Raw genomic sequence first — 23,559 nt, 5'->3', positions numbered from 1 at the left:
CCGGAGCGGCCCGGCGGCCGCATACTGCGATCACGGCGCCGGACCGGAACCGGGGCGTCAGGAGGGCCGCGTGTCATGATCAGCACATCGCTCGCCGTGAGCACGACCCGCCGCAGGCTGCTGTACGCGCTGGCGGCCGTCGGCGGGGTCGCCGTGGGGGGAGGGCCGGGGGCGGCGGCGCGGGGGCGGGAGGCCGGGGCCGACGCGGGGAAGGCGCGGGAGATCCGGGCCGAGTTCCTCCACGCCTGGGACGGCTACAAGCGGTTCGCGTGGGGGCACGACGAGGTGCTGCCGGTCTCGGGCGGGCACCGGGAGTTCTTCGCCGCCGGGCACCCGGTCGGGCTGTCGATCGTCGAGGCGCTCGACACCCACTTCCTGATGGGGCTCGACGACGAGGTAGAACTGTGCCTCGACTGGATCGACGACCGGCTGGACCTCGACATCGACGCCCCCTTCCAGGTCTTCGAGACGACCATCCGGCTGGTCGGCGGGCTGCTCGCGGGGTATCTGGTCACCGGTCGGAGGGCGCTGCTGGAGCTGTGCGCCGATCTGGCGGACCGGCTGCTGCCCGCCTTCACCCGCTCCCCCACCGGCATGCCCTACCGCTTCGTCAACCTCCGTACGGGCGCGGTCTCGGGCCGTACGACGCCGCTGGCCGAGATCGGCACCCACATCCTCGAATTCGGTCTGCTGTCCGAACTCACCGGTGACCCGCGTTATCTGCGGGCCGCCAAGGGAGCACTGGGCGCGGTGGTGCGGCGGCGGTCCTCGCTCGATCTGCTCGCCACCACCATGAACGTGGAGACGGGCGAGTGGGCGGACCGGGCGGCGATCGCCGTCAATCCCCCGGTGGACTCCTTCTACGAGTATCTGTGGGGCGCCTGGACGATGTTCCGGGACGAGGACTGCCGGGAGTGGTTCCGGACGCTCACGGCAGCGATCAAAAAGCACCAGGCGGAGCGGTCGGGCGAGCTGCTGTGGTTCCGGCAGGTGGACTTCCGCACCGGCGCCCCGCTGGGGCGGCGCCAGTCCTCGCTGGCCGTCGCGGTCCTCCCGGTGGGCGGCGACAACGCCCTGGCGGCGGACTACTACCGCTCCTGGACCGCCGTCCTCGACAAGTACGCCGTCATCCCCGAGGAGATCGACTATCCGGGACTCAAGGCCACCGACCCCCGCAACGAGCTGCGCCCCGAGTACGCCAACTGCGCCTTCGAGCTGTACTGGCAGACCGGGGACCCCTTCTACCGCACCACGGCGTGGCGCTACTTCCAGAACCTCAAGGCCCACCACCGCGTCCCCGGCGGCTACACGATCGTCTCCGACGTCACCCGCCGGCCCATGGCCAAGGGCGACCACTGTCCCGCGTACGTCTTCGCCGAGAACTTCAAATGGCTCTACCTCACCTTCTCCGGCACCCCCCGCTTCGACTACGCGCGCGGGTACCTGAGCACGGAGGGCAAAGTGCTGCGCGGCGCCCGGCCGCCCGCCCGCTCCCGGCTCGGCTGGCTCTGACTCGAACTCCCGTTTATATGCAACCCTGTTGTGCGCCAATGCGTCTTGAGTGGTGACAGCTGCCGCCGGGATCCGGCCGGCGGCACGGGGGAAGCGTGTACGGGGGTACCGCATGACCGAGACAGTGATCGGCGCTGCCGGAAAGCAGGAAGCCGCAGCGGAAATCACGCCCTTCCTGGACGCGTTGCGTGTCCCGCCGGTGCTGCGGCCCGGCCGGGCCGAGGCGCGCAGCGGCATCGAGATCGACCAGACCGTCACCTGGGTGCGACTCCACTCGCAGCTGCCGCCCACCCGGGTGTGGACGTACGGGGGCCACTTCCCGGGGCCGACCGTCGAGGTGCGGCGGGGCCGCCGGCTCCGCGTCACCTGGAGCAACCGGCTGACGGGCGCGCACCCGGTGGTGGCCGTCGAGGCCGTCCCCGTACCGGGCGGGCCCGACCCGGCGGACGAGCCGGGACGCGGCGGAGCGTTGCCACTGGCCGAGGTGGCCGCGCTGCCCGCGTGGACGGTCACGCATCTGCACGGCGCGAACACCGGGGGCGGCAACGACGGCTGGCCGGAGAACGCCGTCTCGCCCGGCGACAGCCAGCTCTCCGAATACCCCAACGACCACCGGGCCGTGGCCTGGTGGTACCACGACCACGCGATGGACATCACCCGCTGGAACGTCTTCGCGGGCCTGGCCGGGATGTATCTGGTGCGGGACGACGAGGAGGACGCCCTGCGGCTGCCGCGCGGCGCGTACGAGATCCCGCTGATCGTCCAGGACCGCAACCTCGACCAGGACGACGAGGGCCGGCTGACGGGCGGGCTGCTGCACAAGACCGTCGTCGTGGGCCACGACGCCGGGGGCGGGAACCTCACCCGGGCGTTCACCGGCCCGTACACGCTGGTCAACGGCGTCATCTGGCCGCATCTGGACGTGGCGGCCCGGTGGTACCGGTTCCGGGTCCTCAACGCCGCCAACGCCCGGACGTATCTGCTCCGGCTGGTCGACGACGAGACCGGCGAGCCGGTGCGCGGGGCGATGTGGCAGATCGGCACGGACGGCGGGCTGCTGCCGCGGCCCGTGGCGCTGGACGAGCCGCTGCCCGTGGCGCCCGCCGAGCGCCTCGACGTACTGATCGACTTCGGCGCGCTGCGCGGCCGCCGGGTCCGGCTGGTCAACGCGGCCGCGGGGGTGCGCCACCCGCAGATCATGCAGTTCCGGGTGGACGAGGAGGAGGTACGGGACCCGTTCGCGCTGCCGGAGGTCGTCTCCGCCTCGTTCCGGCGTCTCACTCATGAGACCGTGCCGGAGCACGGCCACCGGCTGCTCGTCCTCACCCCGCCCGGCACGGCCGGCAACGGCCACCCGGGGCTGTGGGAGATGCATCCGGTGGAGCCCGGCTCGGTGACCGTGCCGGGCGAGGGGGTGATCCAGCTCAAGGGCCCGGACGGCACGGTGCGCACCTACCGCCGGGGCGCCACGGCCTTCGACGACGCGCTGGGCTTCATGGTCGAGCACGGCGCGTGGGAGCAGTGGAGCTTCGTCAACCTGGGCGGCCCGATGCACCCGATGCACATCCATCTGATCGACTTCCAGGTGCTGGGCCGGGAGCTGTATCCGACGGGCGCGGGGAGCGGCTTCGACCAGGCGCTGGGCGGTACGCGCACCCCGCTGGAGTATGGCGGGGCGGCGCCGGTGTCGGACAGCGACGCGGGCTGGAAGGACGTGATCCAGGTGCCGCCGGGTCAGCTGGTGAAGGTCATCGGCCGGTTCGAGGGCGCGAAGGGCCGGTTCATGTACCACTGCCATCTGCTGGAGCACGAGGACATGGGGATGATGCGGCCGTATGTCGTCATGCCGCGCGAGGTGATGGCCTTCCACCATGGCATGGGCGGGGGCCACGACGGCGGTCATGACGGAGGCGGCCACGACGGCGGTGGTCATGACGGCGGTGGTCATGACGGCCACGGTGGTCACGGCGGCTGACCGGTATCGTCCGGCCGGCACCGCCCCGGGCAGGGCGGTGCCGGCGGCGGTCACTTCGCGGCGGGCAGCGTACCGAGGAAGTCCAGGAGCGCGGCGTTGACCTCGTCGGGGCGCTCCTGCTGCGTCCAGTGGCCGCAGCCCGGCAGGGTCACGCCGCGGTGGAGCTTCGGCGCCAGGTGCGCCAGGTTCGCGAGGACCTGGTCCATGCCGGGGAAGGACCGCACCACGTCGCGGTCGCCCGTCAGGTACAGCGCGGGCACGTCGACGGCCCGGTTCTGGAAGGGGGCGGTGAGCTCCCAGTTGCGGTCGATGTTGCGGTACCAGTTGAGGCCGCCGGTGAAGGCGTGGTCGCCGTGGTTGGCGTACTCCCGGGCGAAGGTGGCGATGTCGTCCTCGGTGAGCCAGCCGGGGAGCCCGTCGGGCTCGGGCATCGAGTCCAGCAGGGTCTCGCCCTTGGGGACGACCCAGGGGCGGGGCGGGTCGGTGACGGGGCTGTCGCCGGAGGCGCCGACGAGCAGCCGGCGGAAGACCGCCGTGGGGTCCGCCGCGAGTTCGGCGTCGGCGCGGCCGGGCTCCTGGAAGTAGATCTGGTAGAAGCCGTCGCCGAGCACCGAGCCGAGGGCGGTCAGCGGCGGTACGGGGCCGCGCGGGACCGGCGGCACGCTCAGGCCCACGACGCCGCGTACGACGTCGGGGCGGAACAGGGCGGTGTGCCAGGCGACGGGGGCGCCCCAGTCGTGCCCGACGACCACCGCGCTCTCCTCGCCGAGCGCGTGGATCAGGCCGATGACGTCACCGGTGAGATGGAAGATGCTGTAGGCGTCGATGGCCTCGGGCTGTTCGCTGCGGCCGTAGCCGCGCTGGTCGGGAGCGACCACGCGATAGCCGGCCTCGGCCAGCGGCCCGAACTGGTGGCGCCAGGAGTACCAGCTCTCCGGGAAGCCGTGCAGCAGCAGGACCAGCGGCCCCCGCCCCTGTTCTGCGATGTGCAGCCTGACGCCGTTGACCTCGACAGTGCTGTGCTCGACCGCGCTGGTCACATGCCCTCCTGCGATTCACCTGCGAAACGTGCCGTCTCGGGTCAACGGTAGAGGGAATCCGGCTGTTCCGCCCCGGTGTTCAGGACCGGGCCGGCCGGTGGTCCCGGGAACTCCCGGGACCACCGGCCGGAATCGGGCGGGGCTCCGGGTTCAGGACGGGGTGCCGCGGGCGACGAGGGCGCGCACCAGCCGGCAGGTGGTCGCGGAGGGCTCGCGCACCCCGATCTGGGCCGCCGCCGTCCGTATCCTGCCGTCCGTCGCCCGGTCGGGGGTGTAGACGCCGGAGTGCAGCAGGGCGATGGCCAGGCGCATCGCCTTCAGCTGGCGGTTGTACGTCTCGTACCAGTCGCGCGGCTGCCCGGCGGGCAGGCGCTTCTTGGGCAGGGTGGGAAGGCTCGGCAGATTCGGATGCGGATGCGGTGTTGCGACAGCGGCCATGGGCGTCCTCCTCTAGGGGTCGTGGACCCTTTCTCCACACCCCCGATTCTACTGCCGGGCACTGACAATCGCCCCAGCTCAGAAGGGTTTTGCCGGGAGCGGCCCGGCCGCCGCCGGAGCCGCTCCCACCGCTTGTCGCCCCCGGCCCGGAGGCCGGGTGCCACCGGCCTACTTGTGCGCTGCCGCCGGGGCGGGCGTGGCGCAGGCGACGTCGGTGCTCGTCTGGTAGACGCCGTCCTTCTTCGCCTGGCCGCCCTGGTACTCGAAGTAGAGGTACGAGTAGAACTCGATCTTCCGGCTGGGGCCGCAGGCCGAGTCGGCGGCGATCTGGTAGGTCAGCTTGGCGGTGCGGGTGGCTCCCGGGAGGATCGGCACGTTGTAGCGCAGGGTGCCGCTCTGGTTGGCCACGTCGCACTGCACGGTGTCGCCCGCGCAGGTCTTGAACGCGTACTTCAGGGCGGGGTCCTGCGTGGTGTTCCAGGTGGGCTGGATCGACTGGTACACGAACTGGGCGTTCGTGGTCTGGTCGTTGGTGAAGGTGAGGGTCACGGTGACCGTGTCCCCGGGCTTGGCGGTCGCCTTGTCGACGGTGACCGTCATGGGCGCGGCGGGGGCCGCGGAGGCCGGCTGGGCCATGCAGGTCAGGCCGGCGGCGAGGGCGAGAGTGGCGGACAGACCGAGGCGTCTGAATCTCTGTGAGCGCATGGCCGAGGACAGTAGACACACGACCCCGGCCTGACAGCACCCCCGGATGAGGATCAGCCAAGGTTTAGCCCGGCGATGTGACGTACGTTGCTGGTGCGTGGCCCGATGACGCATGGGGACAGGTGTGCGAAGTTGGCCGGGATGTGTTGATGGGGCACGGCGAGAGGGGCCGGAGCGCGCCAACAACACTTCCGCAACATGCCCCTTTATATGTTTATGCGCGGAAGTCGTGAATGTTACCGACCGCCCTATTGGGGCGGGCCGCCGGTCGCTGAACACTCGACTCATGCGTCCGCTCGCCGCCGCCCCCGTCGCGATCGTGGGCATCGCCGGAATGTTCCCAGAGGCAAATGATGTCCGGGAGTTCTGGGACAACGTCGTCTCGGGCCGGGACTGTACGGCCGAGGTGCCGCCCGCCTGGTGGAGCCTCGACGACCACTACGACCCGGACCCCTTCGCCCCGGACCGTACCTACGCCCGCCGCGGCGCTTTCCTGACGCCCCCGCTGTTCGACCCGCGCGCGTTCGGGATGACACCGCGGGCCGTGGACTCCACCGGCCTGGTCCAGTTGCTCGGCCTGATGGTGGCCGAGGACGTGCTGAGCGACGCCGGCTGCCCGGGCGCCGCGTGGTACGAGCCCGCCCGCACCGGGGTGGTGCTCGGCGTGTGCGGCACCAACTCCACCCTGATACCGCTGGCCGCGCGGCTGCTGGGCCCCGCCCTCGCCCGGGCCGTCGCGGCGCGGGGGGCGCCGGAGGAGGAGGCCCGGCGGATCGTCAGGACGTATCTGGAACGCCTTCCCGAGTGGACCGAGGACTCCTTCCCGGGGGTGCTGGGGAACGTCGTGGCCGGCCGGATCGCCAACCGCTTCGACCTGGGGGCGGCCAATCACACCGTGGACGCGGCCTGCGCCAGCTCGCTGGCGGCGCTGCGGGCCGCCGTCGACGAGCTGGTCTCCCACCGGGCCGACCTGATGATCACCGGGGGCTGCGACGCCGACAACTCCATCGTCTCGTTCATATGCTTCAGCAAAACACCCGCGCTCTCCCCGAGCGGCCGGGTGCGTCCCTTCGACGCCGGGGCGGACGGCACCCTGATCGGCGAGGGCGTCGGCATGCTGGCGCTGCGGCGCCTCGCCGACGCCGAACGGGACGGCCAGCGGATCTACGCCGTCCTGCGGGGGCTGGGCGGCTCCAGCGACGGCCGGGGCACCAGCATCTACGCGCCCTGCGGCGACGGGCAGCTCACCGCGCTGCACCGCGCCTACCGCGACGCGGACTGCCCGCCCCGCTCGGTGGGGCTGATCGAGGCCCACGGCACGGGCACCCCGGCCGGGGACGAGGTGGAACTGGCCGCGCTCAACCGGCTCATGGCCCTCGGCCCGGCGGATGATCCGCCCGAGGGCGACCGGTTCGTCGCCGTCGGCAGCGTCAAGTCGCAGATCGGACACACCAAGGCGGCGGCCGGGGCCGCCGGGCTCATCAAGGCGGCCCTGGCCCTGCACCACAAGGTGCTGCCGCCCACCCTCCACGTGGAACGGCCCGGCCCGGAAGCGGCCCGCGCCGACAGCGTCCTGTACCTCAACACCGCCGCGCGCCCCTGGATCCACGACCCGGGGCGCCCGGTCCGCCGGGCGGGGGTGTCCGCCTTCGGGTTCGGCGGGGTCAACTACCACGCCGTACTGGAGGAGCACCGGCCCGCGTCCGGCGCGGAGCCCCCGGCCGGGCACCGCGTCCCAAGGGCCCTGCTGTGGCACGCGCCCGGCCCCGCCGAGCTCCTCGCCCGGCTGGAGCGCGGCGAGGACCCCGATGAGGGGCCTGTCCCGCCCGGGCACGCCCGCCTCGGGTTCGTCGCCGCGGACGCCGCGCACCGGGCCGCGCTCCTGGCCACCGCCGTCGAACAACTGCGGAACAGCCCCGGGCGCGACGCGTGGCGGCACAAGCGTGGCGTCCACTACCGGCGGACGGCGCTCCCCGAAGGAACCCGCGTGGGCGCGCTGTTCGCCGGGCAAGGCAGCCAGTACGTGGGGATGGGACTGGGCGCGTTGCTCGCCGTGCCCCCGGTGCGCGCGGCCTTCGACGCGGCGGGCGCGCTCTTCCCGCCCTCGGACACCCTCGCGCGCACGGTGTTCCCGCCGCCGTGCCCGGCCAGTGACCCCCGGCGGGCCGAGGAGCGCCTGCGCCGCACCGCCTACGCCCAGCCCGCCGTCGGCGCGCTGGCGATGGGCCAGTACCGGTTCCTGACGGAGCTGGGCCTCGCCCCGCACGCGGCCCTCGGCCACAGCTTCGGCGAGCTGACGGCGCTGTGGGCGGCCGGTGTCCTGGACGACGCCGCCCTCCCGGCCCTGGCGCGGGCCCGGGGGCTGGCGATGGAGGAGGCGACCGGGGGGACGGACCCGGGAGCGCTGGTGGCGGTGCGCGCCCCGGAGGAGAGGATGCGGGAGCTCCTCGCCACGCACCCGGGGCTGGCGGTGTCCTGCCGCAACGCCCCGGACGAACAGGTCCTCGGCGGCCCCACACCCCTGCTGGAACGTTTCGTGACGCACTGCGCCGAGCTCTCGGTGCCCGTACGGCGGCTGCCGGTCGCCGCCGCCTTCCACACCCCGTTCGTCGCGCGGGCACACGACGCCTTCGCCGCCGTGTGCGCCGCCACGGACTTCGCCGCGCCGCGCCTGCGGGTGTACGCGAACACGGCGGGCGCCGCGTACGGGCACGGCCCGGACGCCGACCGCCGGACGCTGGCCGAGCAGCTGCGGAACCCCGTGGACTTCGCCGCCCGGGTACGGGAGATGCACGAGGACGGTGTCGGGGTGTTCGTCGAGTTCGGCCCCCGGCACGTACTGACCGCGCTCGTGGAACGCACACTCGCCGGGCGGCGGGTGGAGACGGTCGCCTGTGACACCGGGCCGGACGCCGACGGCGCGGCCGCCCTCAAGGAGGCGGCGCTCCGGCTCGCCGTGCTCGGCCTCCCGCTCGTCGGGCCCAACCGCTACGACGCCCCTCCCGCGCCCGGACGGCCGGCGCCCTCGAAGGTCGCCCGGCGGCTGGAAGGCCCGAACTTCGCCGCCGTGGCATCGCAGCGGGCGGCGGACCGGCAGGCGGGGGAACGAACGGCCTCCTGGCGGGCCACACCCGGGAGCGCCTCCGGCGCGGCGGTCCCCTCGGTGGACGCGGCTGCCCTGACACGTGCCGCCGCCGAGCACCTGGCCGCCCACACCCGGTTCCTGGACGGCCAACTGGCCACGTCGGAGGAGCTGAGCAGGCTGCTGCGCGCGGGCGCGGCGAACGGCGGGGTCGACGCCGCCCTGGCCACGGCCGTTCAAGCCATCGCGGATCACAACATGGCGGTGGGGCAGGCGCATACGCGCGCGAGCGAGGTCGTCACCCGGCTGCTCACCTCCGACACCCCGGCCCTCCCCCAGGCCACCGCGCCCGTCACACCGCCCGTCACCGCCCCGGACGCACCGGCACCGGACCGCTCCGCCCTCGCCGAACTCGTCGCCGCCCACCGGAGCGGCGAGCCCGACCGCCCGTCGACCGGCCGACCGCCGGCCGTCGACCGGGAGGAAGTGGAGCGGGTCTTCCACCAGGTGGTCGCCGAGCGGACCGGCTACGACGTCGACATGATCGAGCCGCACCTCTCCATCCAGGAGGACCTGGGCATCGACTCGCTCAAGCAGGTGGAGATCGCGGCGGAGGTCTGGCGCCGCTACCCGATGATCACCAGGGAGGAACTCTTCCGGTTCAGCGAGGCCCGGACCGTGGCCGAGCTCACCGAGATGCTGGAACGCGTCCTCGCCGCTCCGGACCGCGCGCTCCGCCACACCGAGGACGTCCCGCTCGGGCGCGCCTTCCCCGTCCTCCGCCCGCTGCCCGCCGTGGACGTACGGACGGACGCCTACCCGGACCGGCCGTGCGCCGTCCTCCTGGACGACGGCGGCGCGCTCTGCGCGGCGGCGGCCGGGGCGCTCCGCCCCGCCGGCTGGCGCGTCCTCCGGCTGCTGCTGCCCGGGGCCGGGACCACGTCCGGGGCCGGGGCCGATGCGCCGGCGGCGGACGTGCGGGTCCTGACGGACCTGTCCGAGGAGGCGCTCGTACGTGGTGTGGGCGCGCTGCTGACGGCGGCGGAACGCGTCGACCTGTGCGCGATCGCGATGAGCCGCCCCGCCGGCGCGGAGGCCGGCGAGGTGATCGCCCGGCTGCGGCACGCCGTCCTCGTCGCCAAGCACCTGTGCCCTCCCCTGAGGGAATCCGCCGTACGCGGCACCCGGGCCGCCTTCGTCGCGCTCACCGGGCTGGACGGCCGCCTCGGGTACACGGGCGCGGGCGGCGACCCGGTGGCGGCGCTGGCCGGGGGCCTGGGCGGCCTCGTCAAGTCCGTGGCGCTGGAGGCCTCCTCGCTCTTCTGCCGCGCGCTGGACGTCGCCCCGGAGCTGTCCGCCGACGCGATCGGCGCGGCCTTCCTTGCGGAGGTCTCCGACTGCGCCACCGACGTCCGCGAGGTCGGCTGGGACGGCACGCTGCGCCGCACCCCCGTGCTGGCCGACGCCCCGGAGCCGGTGGTGCCCGCGCGACCGGATCCGGCGGACCTCTCCGCCGACGACCTGATGCTGGTCACCGGCGGGGCCTCCGGCATCACCGCGTGGTGCGTGGCCGCCCTGGCCGCCGAACGGCCCTGCGGCTTCGTCCTGCTGGGCCGCACCGGGCTCGCCGACGAGCCCGGCCGGGCCGCCGGCCCGAACGATCCGGACGCGCCGCGCGACGCCCGGTCCGAGCAGGAGCGCAGCACCGGAGACGCCGCCGGCCAGGTCGACGAGCCGCTGCGGCACCGCCGGATCCGTTCCCTGGTCGAGGAGTTGCGCTCCCGGGGCGCCGAGGCCCACTACGTCGCGGCGGACGTCCGCGACGCCGCCGCGCTGGCCACGGCTCTGGCCCCGTACGCCGGCCGCGTCACGGGGGTGGTGCACGGGGCCGGGGTGCTCGGGGACTCGACGCTCGGGGAGCTGGCGGCCGGTTCCATCGCCCGCGTGGTCGACACCAAACTCGCCGGACTGCACAACGTGCTCTCCTGCCTCGACCCGGACCGGCTGCGGCGGCTGGTCCTCTTCGCCTCCGTGTCGGGCTACTGGGGCAATGTGCGGCAGACGGACTACGCCCTGGCCAACGAGGCGCTCACCCGCTACGGCCTGGCCTTCGCGGCGGCGCGCCCCCACTGCCGGGTGACCCCCGTCGTCTGGGGCCCGTGGGAGGGCGGCATGGCCGCGCACCTGCGCGAGTTCTTCCTCCAGCAGGGCTTCCCCGTGCTGACACGGAGCACCGGCTGCGAGCGCTTCGTCGGCCTGATGGGCCCGGACCACGTCGACGGTGCCGTCGTCATCGGGCCGCTGCGCGCGCCGTTCACGATCATCACCGAGCCGCCCGGCGCGGGCCTGGCCGCCCGGCGCGACCTGGCCGGCCTGGAGGCGGAGCCGGCGCTGCGCGACCACCGCTGGTCGGGGGCTCCGCTACTGCCGCTGACCGCCGCCGTCGGCTGGGGCCTCCACGTCCTGGAGCGGTGCCGGGGAGAGGCCGGGCCGGTGACGGAGTGCCGGGACTTCCGCGTCCGGCGGGGCCTGTACCTCGACGGCTCCCAGCCGGGGCACGCCCTGGCCCGGCTGACGCCGGACCCGGCGGAGCCGGGCGCCGCCGTGGTCACGATGCGGGCGGTGGACGACGGCCGGGAGACCCAGGTGCTCTACGAGGGCCGCTACCGGGGGTCCGGGCGAGCGCCCGAGCCACCCCGCCGGGAGGACCTGCCGCCGTACCCGTTCCGGGACGAGACGCACCCCGTCTACGCGACGGGCGGCCTCTTCCACGGGCCGTCCCTGCGGGGGCTCAAGGCCGTGCTGGAGGAGGGCCCGGACCGGCTGGTCGTGGGGGCGGCGCTACGGGACCCGGGCCTCGCCCACGGCGCGTTCGGGGGGCTGCTGTACAGCCCCTGCCTCGCCGATCTGCTGGTCCAGACGGGGGCGCTGCTGGGGCTGGCACGCTTCGGGCACGCCCCGGCGCCCGTCAGCGTCGAGCGCGTGGAGCTGTTCGCCCCGCTGCCCGACGGGGGACCGTTCGTCGTCGTGGCCGAGCTCGGGTCCGTGTCGGTCGTCGACCTGCGGTGCGACGTCACCGCGTGCGACCCGGACGGCCGGGTGCTCCAGCGCTGGACGGGGCTGACGCTGGTCCCCTTCACCGGAAGGGAGCTCAAGGCCCGGCTCACCGCGCTCCGGTCCGCCCCGGGTGCCGGGGCGGCGGCGGGCTGACGGACTGACAGACCGACGGTGAGGACGACGATGGACGGACTCGGCTTCGACGGCGTCCCCCTGGAGCCACCCCATCGGCCGTTCCCGGCCCCCACGGCCCCGGACACCGACCCGCCGGCCGCACCCGCGACCGACGACGCCCACGGCACGGCGACCGGCGGCTCCCCGGCCGGGGAGCCGCCCCGGCCGGGCCCCCCCCCCGCGGGGGCCCGGTGCCGCCCCCGGCGGCACCGGCACCGGACGGCACGGCCGCCCCCACGGACGTGGCCAGGATGCTCGCACACTCAGTGCAGCAGGCCCACGCGGCGGCGCTCGTCGCTCACCGGGCCATCAGCGCCTGGCAGACCGGCCTCGTCGCCGCCGGGACCGTCCTCGCCCCGGCGGCTCCCGGAGCTCCCGGGGCGCCCGCTCCGCCCCCTCACCCGGACAGCGCGCCCGACTCGTGGGAACGATGGGGCGGCCCCGCGCTGGCGCTCCGCGCCGGGGCCCGTGCGCTGGCCGACGCCACGGCACCCCGCCCGTGCCCCGACACGTTCACCGCGACCTGGCACGATCCCGTGCCGTACGCGCCCACCCCGCTCCGCGCCCACTCGGCACCGGACGGGAGTTGCGAGGTCCTCGACGGCGCGCGCGGCATCCTTACGCTCCGCGCGACGGACGAGGAGCCGCCACGGCGTCACGTCCCACGGTTCCCGGAGGAGTTCCACCCGCACGCGGTGACGGACGTCCACCGGCTGACCCGCGCGGAGCTCGACGCGCTCGCCGCCGGGGACGTCGCGGGCGTGTTCGGTCCCGCCCACGACCAGCGCGGCCTGGAGCCGGACGAGCTGCCCGCGCCCTGGCCGGCCCCGCTGCTGGAGGAGATCACGGTCGGCCCGCGCGCGGGCCGGTACGGCCAGGGCCTGCTGACCGCCACGGCGCGGCCGACGACCATCGGGGACGGCGGCCCGGAGTGGCCGTACCCGGTCGCGGCGGCCCTGGAGGCGCTGCGCGTGTACGCCTTCCACCAGGGGCTGCACCTGTGTCTGCCCGGGGCCCGGGTGCTCCCGCTGCCCGGCCGTCCCGTGCGTGTCGAGTGGCGGGGCGGCCCGACCGGGCCGGAAACGGGCGGCGAGCCGTGGCGGCTGACCGTGGAGGTGACCGAACTCGGTTCGCTGCCGCACCCGTACGCGGTCGCCGACTGCGAGATCGCCTCCGGCGGGCGGGTCGTGGCACGGCTGCACGGCCTCGGCGCGACGGTACGGGAGCGGCCCGGCGCCGGCCTGATGCCGCACCCGGACCGGCCCAGCTGCCGGAAGACGTCCTCCGGTGCCCGGGCCCGCTTCCACGAGCTGCACATCGCCCAGGGCGTCGAGGGCCATCCGTCGGTGCTGGACGCGCGCGGCGAGGGAATCACCACACCGGTCCGGCCCCGTCTGCCGCGCGCGGGGCTGCGAGCGGTCGACCGGGGCGTCGCCTTGCACGAGGGCGACGGGCCGGACCGGGCGGGCGCCCGGCTGATCACCGAGCACGACGTCCCGGCGGACCCCTGGTACCGCCGGGAACACGGCGGTGGCGTACCGGCCTTCGCCCTGATGGAGATGGCCCTTCAGCCCCTCGGACTGCTCGGAGGGCTCTCCGGCCTCCTGTGGATGTACCCCGACCAGGCGTTCGTCTGCCGCAACCTCGAGGGCCGGGCACGGCTGACCCGCGCGTGCGACCCGCGCTCGTCGACGGTCGTCCAGGAGGCCGTGCTGCTGTCCGCGACCGTCCTGCCGGGGGCGGTGATCGACCGGTACCGCTTCTCGCTGAGCACCGGCGGCGAGGTCTTCTTCGAGGGCGAGGCGACGCACGGCTATCTCACGTCCGAGGTCCTCGCCCTGCAAAAGGGCCTGGACGGCGGCCGGGAGACGCCCCCGTGGCTGGAGCGGCGGCCCGTCGCCCCGGCGGGGACGCGGCGGCTGGACGTACGGCGCGACGCCCGGCTCGGGCGGGGCCGGCTGGCGCTGCTGGAGGACGTGGTGCTGGTCCCCGGGGGCGGGGAGCACGGCGCCGGCTATGTGCTGTGCGCCAAGGCGGTGGACCCCGGCGACTGGTTCTTCGGCCGGCACTTCCCCCACGACCCGGTGCTGCCCGGGTCGGTCGGGGTGCAGATGCTCTTCCAGGCCGTGCGGGCCTTCGCGCTGTACACCGGGCTCGCCGACCGGCCGGGGCCGGGCCCCGATACCGTGCCGGGTGAGGAGCTGCGCTGGGCCTACCAGGGTCAGGTCCTGCGCGGGCACCGGCGGGTGCGCGGCGAGGTCCACATCCGCGAGGTCCGCGCGGCCGGCGGCACGGTGCTGCTGCGCGCCGACGGCAGTGTGTGGCGCGACGGCCTGCGGATCTACCGGGCCGACAACATCGCCGTGGCCCTGCCGGACGCCCGCCGGGGCACGCCGTGAGGGGGCGCCCGCCCTGTGGCCGGAACGCCCCGCCGCCCGCCGGCGGGGCCGTCCTCACTCCACGGCCGGGTGCTCCGCCTCCGCGTGCTCCTCCTCCACCGCCCGGCGCAGCTGGGCGTCCTGGATGAGGCTCGTGGGGTAGAGGGCGCGGCCGAGCGCGCAGTGCTGGGCGTACACGGCGATCAGCTGGCGGATCTTCGCGCCGTCGGCCTGGGACGGCACATGGACGGCCTGGACGGGGACGGCCTCGTCGTCGTCCGCACCGGGGAGACCGGCCCACATCTCCTCGGCGGCGCTCATCAGCTCGTCCGCCTCGTCGCGCAGACGGTGCCAGGCGCCGTCCCGCACTGCCTGCTCCATGGCGGAGAGCGAGCCGAGGATGGTGACGTAGTCCTCGGCCAGGCGCTCCTCCTCGGGGGTCGGTTCCAGCGCCTTGACGGCCAAGTCGGTTGCGTACACGGACACCTCCACGAACGGACGGGGGGATCCGGGACCACACGTACGGTCCCGGCCCACGGCATCGTCGCGCCCCGGGTGCGCGGCCGTCACTGTGCACTCTGACCGTGCTGCCATTTATCACCCGCTCGGCCGATCGCCGGGACGGGAAGGGGCGCCGGGGTCCGGCGCGTGACCGGGCGTCGCCCCCGGCGGTATTCCCGCGACAGGGGTGGTGTCCCGCCGGTTGACTGTGCGCCATGCGGATTCCATGGATGCCGAACCGGGCGCCGGTGCCGGTGCGCCCCCGCCGGCGGGCCGTACCCCGGCTGCTGCTCGTGGCCGCCGCCGCGGTCTGCGCCTTTCTGCCACCGGGGGCGGCGCCGGGTGCCGGGGGGCCGCCCGGGGTCGTCTCGGCGCGGCCGCTGACGGCGCTCGACGAGGCGTTCGGGGCGTACGCCGACCGGGTGCGCGATCCGGGCCACTGGACCGGTGGGGACGGTACGTACTCGGTGCCGACGCCCGCCGGTGAACTGTGGGTCTTCTCGGACACGTTCCTCGGCACGGTGCGGCCCGACGGCTCCCGCTCCCCCGTCGCCGGGGCGGGCGGTACGACGCCGTTCGTCCACAACAGCTTCGTCCTGTGGCCCTCCTCCGGCGCCCCGCGCACGGTGACCGGCCGGGACCGGTCCGGGCGGCCCGGCTCCCTGGTGTCGCCGCCGGCCGCGGGCGAGTGGTACTGGGCGCGGGCCGGGATCCCCGACGGCCGGGGCGTCGCGGTCGTCTACGCCCGTTACGCGCGGACCGGCACGGGGCCGCTGGACCTGGCCTGGCGCGGCTCCGTGGTGGCGAGGTTCGGCGAGGGGCGGCTCTCGCGGCCGGAGTCGGTCACACCGCTGCCGTCGTCGGCCGGGATCTCCTGGGGCGCGTGGCTGGCCCGGGAGGGGGACCGTACCTATGTCTACGGCACCGAGGCGGCCCCCTCGGGCGGGAGTCACCTCCATCTGGCCCGGGTGGACGGCCGGGGCCTGCGCGGACCCTGGCGGTACCGGGCCGCCGACGGCTCCTGGTCCCGCGAGGAGTCCCGGGCCGCCCGGCTCACCGGCCCCGGCGGGGCGGCGCTGCGGGTCTCGGACGAGCTCAGCGTGGTCCGGCACGGGGCCTGGTACGCCCTGGTCACCCAGCGGGCGGACGTGCCGTTCAGCGCGGAGCTGCGGCTGGCCTGGGCGCGCTCCCCCGGCGGACCGTTCACGGCGCCGCGCACGGTGTACACGGCGCCGGAGGCGGGGCCGGGCGGCAGCTACCGGAACCCGAACGTCCTGGCGTACAACCCGCACGAGCACCCGGAGCTGGAGCACGGCACGGACGAACTGGTCGTCTCCTACAACGTCAACAGCCTCGCCCCCCAGGACGTGATCGACCGGGCGAGCGTCTACCGCCCCCGTTTCCTGCGGATCCGGACCGCCCGTTGACCTCCCGTCCCTTTCGTCAGAGCTCGGCGTCCATGGCCAGCCGCCGCACCCCGGGCAGGTGGTCGTCGAGCTCGCCGGGCTCGAACCGGCACATGCCCACGACGTGCCAGAACTCGCCCGCGATGTCGCCGTCGAACTTGTAGCCCCCCGAGGGGTTCAGCGCGGCCCAGCCGCCCGGGACGGCGATGAGCGTGGCCCGCGCGGCCGGGGCGCCGTCCTCCGGCAGCGACCACAGCCGTACCGTGCCGTCCTCGGCTCCGCTGGCCAGCAGGGAGCCGTCGGGGCTGAAGGCGAGGGTGAGGATCCGGCCCGTGTGCCCGGTCAGCCGGCCCGTCTCGGTGCCCGTCAGGGGTTCCCACAGCCGGATGGTCCGGTCGTCGCCGGCGGTGGCCAGGAGGGAGCGGCCCGGGTGGGCGGCAGCCGTCCACAGCCGTCCCGTGTGGCCCCGCAGCCGGTGCCGGACGGCGCCGTCCTGCCAGACGATGGCCTGCCCGTCCCAGGAGGCGCTGGCCAGCCAGGCGTCGCCCGGACCGTGGACGACCGCGTACACCCGGTCGGTGTGGCCGGCGAGTTCGGCGACGAGACGGCTCTCGGTGAGGTCCCACAGGCGGACGAACGAGTCGTCGCAGCCGGTGGCCAGCCCCGTGCCGTCCGCGGTGAAGGACAGCGAGCGCACCCGGCCCCGGTGCTGGCCGAGGGTGGTCACATGCGCGCCGGTGCTGCGGTACCACAGCCGGACGGTGTCGTCGTCATTGGCGGTGGCGAGGAACTCGCCGTCGGCGCTGAAGGTCTCGGCCCAGACGTGGTCGGTCTCGGCGTCGATCTCGCGCTGGTACTCGCCGGTGTCGGCGTTCCACACATAGACGTCGCCGTCGCTGCTGGAGGTGGCGAGCAGCGGTCCGCGCGGGCTGAACACGGCGGAGACCAGCCGGTCGTTGTCGCCCGTGAGCTCGCGCACCCGGCGTCCGGTGGCGGGCTCCCAGATCCGGACGACGCCGTCGTTGCCGCAGGCCGCGAGCTGGCCGCCCGAGGCACTGAAGGCCAGGCCGACGACCTTGCGGCCGTGGCCGCGCAGGACGTTGCGGCCACGGCCGGTGGTGGTGTCCCACAGCCGTACCGAGCCGTCGTTGCCGGCCGACACCAGCAGCGGTCCCGACTCCGGGACCGCCGGGCCGCCGTGGGGCCGGAAGCGGCAGGCCCACACCGATCCCTGGTGGTCGGCGGGCTGCCGGCGCAGGGGCGCGGCCGTCCAGCCGGCCGCGGGCGGGGTGGCCTGGGTGATCCGCCAGAGCCGGACGGAGCCGTCGCTGCCGCCGGCCGCCAGCATGCCGCCCTCGGGGTCGAAGACCACCTGGTACACGGCCCCGCCGCCGCGCAGCGGGGCACCTGCGGCCTCGCCCGTGCGCGGGTCCCACAGCATGACGTGGCCCTCGGTGTCGCCGCTGGCCAGCAAGGTGCCGGAGGGGTGGAAGTCCAGGGTGTAGACGCGGCCCGGATGGCCGGTGCAGGTGTGCCGCCGGCGCAGGGTGGCGACGTCCCAGATGCGGACCGTGCCCCCGTCGCCCTCGCCCATGTCGCCGGTGGCGAGCAGGGTTCCGTCGGGGCTGAAGCGGGCGCGGTAGACGGCGCCCCGGTGGCCGTCGAGCTCGCCGAGGAGCCGGCCGGAGCGGGTGTCCCACAGCCGTACGCACGCGGCGGCGTCGCCGGTGGCCAAGGCGGTGCCGTCGGGGCTGAACACGGCGGTGTAGACGGGCGCCTTGTGGCCGGGGAGGCGGTGCGTGACGGTTCCGGTGGCGACGTCCCAGAGGGTGACGGTGCCGTCGGCGTCACCGGTGGCCAGCCGCTCCCCGCCGAGGTCCAGGGAGACGGGCCAGACGCCGTCGGAGTGGACCGTGAGCCGGTGGAGGCTCCGGCCGGAGACAGGGTCCCACAGCCGTACGGCGCCGTCCGAGCCGCCCGTGGCGAGCACCCCGCCGCGGAACTTGACGGCGTAGACGCGGCCCGTGTGGCCGTGGAGGGTGCGCAGGGCGGTGCCCGTGGCGGCGTCGCAGACCAGGACGCCGCCGTCCTCGCCGCCGAGGGCGAGGAGTTCGCCGCCGGGGCTGAAGGAGACGGGTTCGGGCAGCCGGCTGGTGCGCATGTCGAAGCCGTAGGGCACGCCGACCGCCGCGGGCCGGAACCCCGCCTCGGCGGTCAGGCCGGGGGCGACGGCGGCCGCACGGAGTTCGGGGGTGTCCAGGACGGCCGGTTCGGCGACCGTGTTGATCAGGGCCGCGCGGTGCCAGCTGCCGCCGCCGACCCGGACGCCGCGCAGATCGGTGCCGATGAGCCGGGCCCGGCGCAGATCGGCGCCGCGCAGATCGGCGCCGCGGAGGTCGGCGTCGTCGAGGCGGGCGCCGGCGAGGCGGGTGTCGCGCAGGATCGCGCCGGAGAAGTCGGCGCCGGTCAGCCCGGCGTCGGTGAGGTCGGCGCGGGTGAGGTCGACGCCGGAGAAGTCGCGGTAGGACAGGTCCTCCCCGGCGAGGACGGCGCCGCGCAGATCGGTGTGGGCGGGGATCCGCAGCCTGCTGAGGATCTTCATGGCGTTGGCCCTGGCCGTCTCGCCGGCCGCGCCCTCCGCCGCGCCGTCCTCGCCGCCGAGGGCCCGCTCGGCCCACTGCTGGCAGGTGCGGTGGTCGGCGAGGTCGCAGAGGAACTCCACGGCCAGCCGGCTCAGCGGGCGGCGGGCCAGGAGGTCGGCCTCGCCCGTCTCGCCCCGCCCGAGCCGGACCGCGGCCTCGCGGGCCACCAGCCACTCGGCCACGGACCCGTGGATGAACCGGAAGAGTCCGTCGTCGGTGCGGACGAGCAGACTGCCGGATCCCACCGAGTGGGCGGCCTGGGGCACCGACAGCCGGGAGTCGGCGAGTTCGCTGAGGGTCTCGGCCACGTCGTTGAGCTCGTCCAGGCGCAGGGCGCTCTCGCCGCTCTCCCACAGCCGCAGGGCGAGGGTGGTGACGGCCTGCCACAGCTGCGTCAGGTCCAGGCCGGGAGCGCCGCCGGGCCCGCCCTGGCCGCGCCGGGCCTCGAAGCGCAGCCAGGAGGTGAAGACCTCCTCGTAGAGCCCGGCGGGGCTGAGCGCCCGGCCGGCGCCGGCGACGGCGCGCAGCCGGTCGTGGTCGAGGTCGGCGACGAAGCTGAGCAGCCGGGGGTTGCGGCACAGGGCGAGCAGGTCGGGGATGCCCTCCAGCAGCCGGAGCCGGCGGTCGGCGGCCTGTTCGTCGCCGTAGCGGTTCACCAGGTAGGAGCGGATCTGCTGGGGGGTGAACTCCTGGACGGCGAGCACCCGGCGCTGCGGGAGCAGCCCGACGCGCTCGCCGAGCGCGGTGAGCACCTGGGCCTGGGAGCGGAAGTGCTGGGTGCGGCTGCTGACGACGATCTTGGCGCTGTCCACGGCGGCGTCGAGGAGCACCTGGAGGTGGTCGGCGGCCCGGTCGTAGGTGACCTGGTTGACGAGTTCGTCGAAGCCGTCGAAGAGCAGGACGATCCGGCCCTGTCCGAGCATGTAGCGGAAGGCGCGCAGGTCGATGGTGTCGACGCCCTGGCCGGCGAGGTGGGCGGCGACGAGCCCGTCCAGGGTGTGGGCCCGGTCGAGCCCGCTGAGCTGGATGAGCACCGGGACCAGGTGAGGCAGTTCGGCGGGTAGCCGACGGGCGATCTCGCGCAGGGCGAAGGTCTTGCCGTGCCCGAAGTCGCCGAGGAGCAGCAGGAAGCGGCCGTGGTCGGCGTCGAGGAGGCGCAGCACGTCGTCGACGAGCCCGTCGCGTTCCGTGCCGCCGGGGCGTTCCAGTTCGCGGTAGCGCTGGGGGAGGTAGAGGGAGGGCTGGTACTGGGGGTCGGCGCTCAGCCGCTCGGTCTGGGCGGCGACGTAGCCGCGCAGGTCCAGCAGGCCCTGGAACTCGGTGAAGCTGCGGACGAGGACGCCGCGGCGGCGGGCGTGTTCGCGGAGCTCCCGTGGGGGCGGCGGGCCGTCGTGGACGAGTTCGGCGTCGGGGTCGGTGCCGGAGGCGTGGACGTGGTCGATGAAGCTGTCGACGTCCTCGGCGCGCGGGGTACCGACGAGGACGCCGACGCGCTGCTGGCGGACGAAGCCGGACTCGGTCCAGGTGACGAGCAGGCCGGGCGGGTCGCCGGGGAGGCGGCGGAGCTGAACGTTCTGGTGGCGGATGCGGCAGACCTCGGCGACGCGGGAGAGCAGGGCCTCCTGAGGGCCTTCGACGGCGCGGGCCTCGTCGGTCGCGCCGGCCGGTGTGCCGGGGGTGGTGGCGGCGGGGTCCTCGGGGGTGGGTGTGACGGGCTGTTCGGGTCCGAAGACATGGTGGGCGCCGCGCCAGCCGAGGGTGTAGCGGCGGGGTGCCTCGCCGGGGTTCTCGGGCCAGCGGGTGAGCCCGTCGCGGGTGATCTCCAGGAGGCGGTAGCGGCCGGGGGCGGCGGCGCCGAGGACGGGTAGGTCGCGGCCGGTCAGGGGCAGGACGGCGGCGGTGGCCGCGGCCGTGCCGGTGGGGCGGGCGGTGGTGGCCGGGCCGTGGAGCAGCAGGTGCAGCCGGGGGGCGGTGAGCCGGGTGAGGACGTCGGTGTCGCGCAGGGTCGCGGCGGCGGGGCGCCGGCCTGCCACCGGGCCGCCGGCGCGGCCGGGGTCGTAGCCCAGGGCGCGGCCGGGCGCGGGGGCCGTGGGTGCGGGGTCGGGGGCGGTGCCGGAGGCGGGCGCGAGGGCGCCGCGGGTCTCCGGGGCGTGGCGCAGGGCGCCGAGGCGCAGCCAGCCCTCGCGTTCGTAGGAGCGCAGGGCCTGGGCGAACCAGGCGGCCTGTTCGGGGCCGAGCAGTCCGTACTGGTCCTCGGGGCGGTGGCTGTGGGCCATGGAGGAGTTGAGGCCGGCGACGACGGTGCGCAGGGCCGGGACGGGGAAGAGGGTCCAGGGCTGGTCGCCGTCGAAGACGGCGTCGAGTCCCTGGTAGAGCTCGCGGAAGAGGCGGGCGTAGTGGCGCCACTTGGGCCAGTAGGGCGGCCGGGGGCGCATCTCGTCGGCCTCGCAGGTGGCGAAGTAGGCGCGGCAGGCGGCCTGGCTGACGTCCTGTCCGCCGGGGACGATCGCGAGCCGGTCGGCCGCGAGGCCGAGGCGTGCGCGCAGGCCGGTGAGGAAGTTCAGGGCCTGGTCGCACTCGCGGGGGCTGCCGGAGGCGGTGAGGTCGCCGGTGACGACGAGGAGGTCGGGGGCGGGGGCCCCGGCGTCGGTGAGTTCCACGAGGTCGCCCCAGACGGCGGCCTGGAGCTCGGCGGGGTCGGCGCCGCGTCCGAAGGCGGGGCCGGCGAGGTGGAGCACGGAGACGGTGTCCCGGGCACGCTGACCGGTGGCGCCCTGGGGGTAGCCGGGGGCGGTCGCGGGGCGGCGGCGGCCGGCCCAGCCGGGGCTGCCGGGGCCGGGCCCGGCGGGCGGCACGCTCGGGACGGGGGCGGGCGCGGGGCTCTGGGGGTGGCCGGGGAAGCCGGGGTGGCGATCGGGGCGGGCACGGCCGTCGAGGGCGTGGCCGACGCGGGTGAGGAGGAGTTCACGGGCGGCGGCGGTGTCGTGGACGCCGACGAGGTCGACGTAGGTGATGGTGGCGAGGAGTCCCTCGACGGGGATGTCCTCCACGCGCACGGTGATCAGTCTGCGCTCGGGGGCGTCGGGGTCGGCGCGCAGCGCGGCCTGCCACTCCATGCGCCCGTAGCGGGAGCGTTCGTAGTTGCGGGAGAGGACGGCGATGACGGCGACGGACTCACTGACGCCGCGGTCCATGAAGTCGACGAAGTTGGTGCCCGGTACGAAGTCCCAGGCCTGGAGGACGGTGCGGTAACCGGCCTCCTCCAGGGTCCAGGCGATCCAGGCCGCCCAGCGCTCGTCCGCCGGGGAGTAGCTGATGAAGAAGTCCAACGGCCTTTGTCGTCCGTCGCTTTCCTGGCGTGCCACCATGACTCCATCCTAGGAACGGACTTCCCCGGGGTCACTGTGTTCGCCATGAACGCTGTGCCATCCTCGGGGCGTGCGTGTCTTACGACGGCTGTCCTCGTGCCTGCATCCCCTGGACTGGCTGGCGGGCGGAATCCTGGCCTGTGGTCTGCTGTTCCTGGCGACGGGGCTGCTTCCGGCGGGGTCCGCCGGGGACGCGATGCGGCGGATCGCGCCGTTGCTGGCGTTCCTGGGCACGGTGATCGTGCTGGCCGAACTCACCAGCCGGGCCGAGGTGTTCGACGTGGTGGCCTCGGGGGTGGCACGGGTCGGGCGGGGCAGTTACGCCAGGCTGTTCGTGTTATGCGTGGTGTTCGCGTCGGTCACCACGATCACGCTCAATCTCGATACGACGGCCGTGCTGCTGACTCCGGTGATGCTGGCGCTGGCGGGCCGGGTGGGGATCGCGGCGGTGCCACTGGCGATGACGACGGTGTGGCTGGCCAATACGGCGAGCCTGCTGCTGCCGGTGTCGAACCTGACGAATCTGCTGGCGGCGGACCGGGTGGCGCTCTCCCCCATGGGGCTGGCGGAGCGGATGTGGGCGCCCCAACTGGCGTCGGTCGCGGTGACGATGGGGTGTCTGTGGCTGTTCTACTGGCGCCGTGACCGCCGGGGTGCGCAGCGGTACGTTCCACCGGAGGTCCACCGGCCCGCCGACCGGGTGCTGTTCCGGGTGTGCGCGGTGGCCTGCGCGGGCTTCCTGCTGGCGATCCTGATCGACGCGGTGCCGCTGTGGACGGCGTCGGCGGTGGCGGCCGCGCTCGCCGTGGCGGCCTTCGCGGTACGGCGACGCGCGGCGCTGCGGCTGTCGTTGGTGCCGTGGCGGCTGTTGATCCTGGTGCCGGGGTTGTTCCTGGTGGTGGAGACGGTCAATGTCAACGGGCTGCACGAGCTGCTGGCGCGGGCGGTGGGCACGGACGGCGGCCTGCCGGGGATGCTGCGGGCGGCGGGGGTGGGCGGGGGGCTGGCCAACGCGCTCAACAACCTGCCGGTCTATCTGGCGGGCGAGTCGGCCGTGCCCGTGGGCAATCACGACCAGTTGCTGGCCCTGCTGATCGGCACCAACGTCGGCCCGGTGATCACCCCTTGGGCCTCCCTGGCGACGCTGCTGTGGTTCGAACGCTGCCACGCGCAGGGCGTGCGGGTGTCCCCGGGCCGGTTCATGGGGACGGGCGCGGTGCTGGCCGTCGGCGCCCTGCTGGCGTCCGTCTGCGCGCTCACCGTAACGAGGTGACCGCCTCG

The 23,559-nt window shown here is 75.0% G+C and carries 11 protein-coding genes; 6 read left to right on the top strand and 5 right to left on the bottom strand.

From position 1 onward, the window contains the following. Nucleotides 1-75: 75 nt before the first annotated feature. The gene (locus AB0E98_RS23170) at nucleotides 76-1,512 is read left to right on the top strand and encodes a glycoside hydrolase family 47 protein (RefSeq protein ID WP_361705625.1); all 1,437 of its coding nucleotides are present in this window, start codon (nucleotides 76-78) and stop codon (nucleotides 1,510-1,512) included. A 112-nt stretch (nucleotides 1,513-1,624) separates the two neighbouring features. Beyond that, a complete protein-coding gene (gene phsA, locus AB0E98_RS23165; protein ID WP_361705622.1) occupies nucleotides 1,625-3,487 on the top strand; it encodes an O-aminophenol oxidase PhsA in 1,863 nt (620 codons plus the stop codon). Between the two features lie 50 nt (nucleotides 3,488-3,537). On the opposite strand, the gene AB0E98_RS23160 is transcribed toward phsA, so the two are convergent. The 3 genes from AB0E98_RS23160 to AB0E98_RS23150 form a co-directional block, all read right to left on the bottom strand. Next, a complete protein-coding gene (locus AB0E98_RS23160) occupies nucleotides 3,538-4,527 on the bottom strand; it encodes an alpha/beta hydrolase (protein ID WP_361705619.1) in 990 nt (329 codons plus the stop codon). Nucleotides 4,528-4,677: 150 nt separating this feature from the next. After that, nucleotides 4,678-4,965, bottom strand: a complete 288-nt coding sequence (locus tag AB0E98_RS23155; protein WP_361705617.1) for a hypothetical protein — start codon at nucleotides 4,963-4,965, stop codon at nucleotides 4,678-4,680. A gap of 168 nt (nucleotides 4,966-5,133) precedes the next feature. Next, on the bottom strand, nucleotides 5,134-5,670 hold the full coding sequence (locus AB0E98_RS23150) for a hypothetical protein (RefSeq protein ID WP_361705614.1): 537 nt from the start codon (nucleotides 5,668-5,670) through the stop codon (nucleotides 5,134-5,136). 286 nt (nucleotides 5,671-5,956) lie between these two features. Here AB0E98_RS23150 and AB0E98_RS23145 point away from each other — a divergent pair, with 286 nt between their 5' ends. Both AB0E98_RS23145 and AB0E98_RS23140 read left to right on the top strand, forming a co-directional pair. After that, nucleotides 5,957-11,962 (top strand): beta-ketoacyl synthase N-terminal-like domain-containing protein, encoded by a 6,006-nt coding sequence (locus tag AB0E98_RS23145; protein ID WP_361705612.1) that lies wholly within the window; start codon nucleotides 5,957-5,959, stop codon nucleotides 11,960-11,962. Between the two features lie 272 nt (nucleotides 11,963-12,234). Further along, nucleotides 12,235-14,382: a 3-hydroxyacyl-ACP dehydratase gene (locus tag AB0E98_RS23140; RefSeq protein WP_361705609.1), complete on the top strand. Its 2,148-nt coding sequence runs from the start codon at nucleotides 12,235-12,237 to the stop codon at nucleotides 14,380-14,382. Nucleotides 14,383-14,436: 54 nt separating this feature from the next. On the opposite strand, the gene AB0E98_RS23135 is transcribed toward AB0E98_RS23140, so the two are convergent. Further along, entirely contained in the window at nucleotides 14,437-14,841 is a 405-nt protein-coding gene (locus tag AB0E98_RS23135; protein WP_361705606.1) for a hypothetical protein, read from the bottom strand. Nucleotides 14,842-15,077: 236 nt separating this feature from the next. On the opposite strand from AB0E98_RS23135, the gene AB0E98_RS23130 reads away from it, so the two are divergent. Further along, entirely contained in the window at nucleotides 15,078-16,289 is a 1,212-nt protein-coding gene (locus tag AB0E98_RS23130) for a hypothetical protein (RefSeq protein WP_361705603.1), read from the top strand. Between the two features lie 16 nt (nucleotides 16,290-16,305). On the opposite strand, the gene AB0E98_RS23125 is transcribed toward AB0E98_RS23130, so the two are convergent. Next, a complete protein-coding gene (locus AB0E98_RS23125; RefSeq protein WP_361705601.1) occupies nucleotides 16,306-22,278 on the bottom strand; it encodes a TIR domain-containing protein in 5,973 nt (1,990 codons plus the stop codon). A 70-nt stretch (nucleotides 22,279-22,348) separates the two neighbouring features. On the opposite strand from AB0E98_RS23125, the gene AB0E98_RS23120 reads away from it, so the two are divergent. Beyond that, nucleotides 22,349-23,551, top strand: a complete 1,203-nt coding sequence (locus AB0E98_RS23120; protein WP_361705599.1) for an SLC13 family permease — start codon at nucleotides 22,349-22,351, stop codon at nucleotides 23,549-23,551. Nucleotides 23,552-23,559: the final 8 nt, after the last annotated feature.

Source organism: Streptomyces sp. NPDC037389 (genome assembly GCF_040636475.1).
Classification (GTDB): domain Bacteria; phylum Actinomycetota; class Actinomycetes; order Streptomycetales; family Streptomycetaceae; genus Streptomyces; species Streptomyces hesseae.
This window is presented reverse-complemented; position numbering and strand designations above follow the sequence as displayed.

Coding starts and splice junctions, on each gene's coding strand:
- AB0E98_RS23170 (WP_361705625.1), top strand. CDS start 76: ATGATCAGCACATCGCTCGCCGTGAGCACGACCCGCCGCAGGCTGCTG.
- phsA (WP_361705622.1), top strand. CDS start 1,625: ATGACCGAGACAGTGATCGGCGCTGCCGGAAAGCAGGAAGCCGCAGCG.
- AB0E98_RS23155 (WP_361705617.1), bottom strand. CDS start 4,965: ATGGCCGCTGTCGCAACACCGCATCCGCATCCGAATCTGCCGAGCCTT.
- AB0E98_RS23150 (WP_361705614.1), bottom strand. CDS start 5,670: ATGCGCTCACAGAGATTCAGACGCCTCGGTCTGTCCGCCACTCTCGCC.
- AB0E98_RS23145 (WP_361705612.1), top strand. CDS start 5,957: ATGCGTCCGCTCGCCGCCGCCCCCGTCGCGATCGTGGGCATCGCCGGA.
- AB0E98_RS23140 (WP_361705609.1), top strand. CDS start 12,235: ATGCTCGCACACTCAGTGCAGCAGGCCCACGCGGCGGCGCTCGTCGCT.
- AB0E98_RS23130 (WP_361705603.1), top strand. CDS start 15,078: ATGCGGATTCCATGGATGCCGAACCGGGCGCCGGTGCCGGTGCGCCCC.
- AB0E98_RS23125 (WP_361705601.1), bottom strand. CDS start 22,278: ATGGTGGCACGCCAGGAAAGCGACGGACGACAAAGGCCGTTGGACTTC.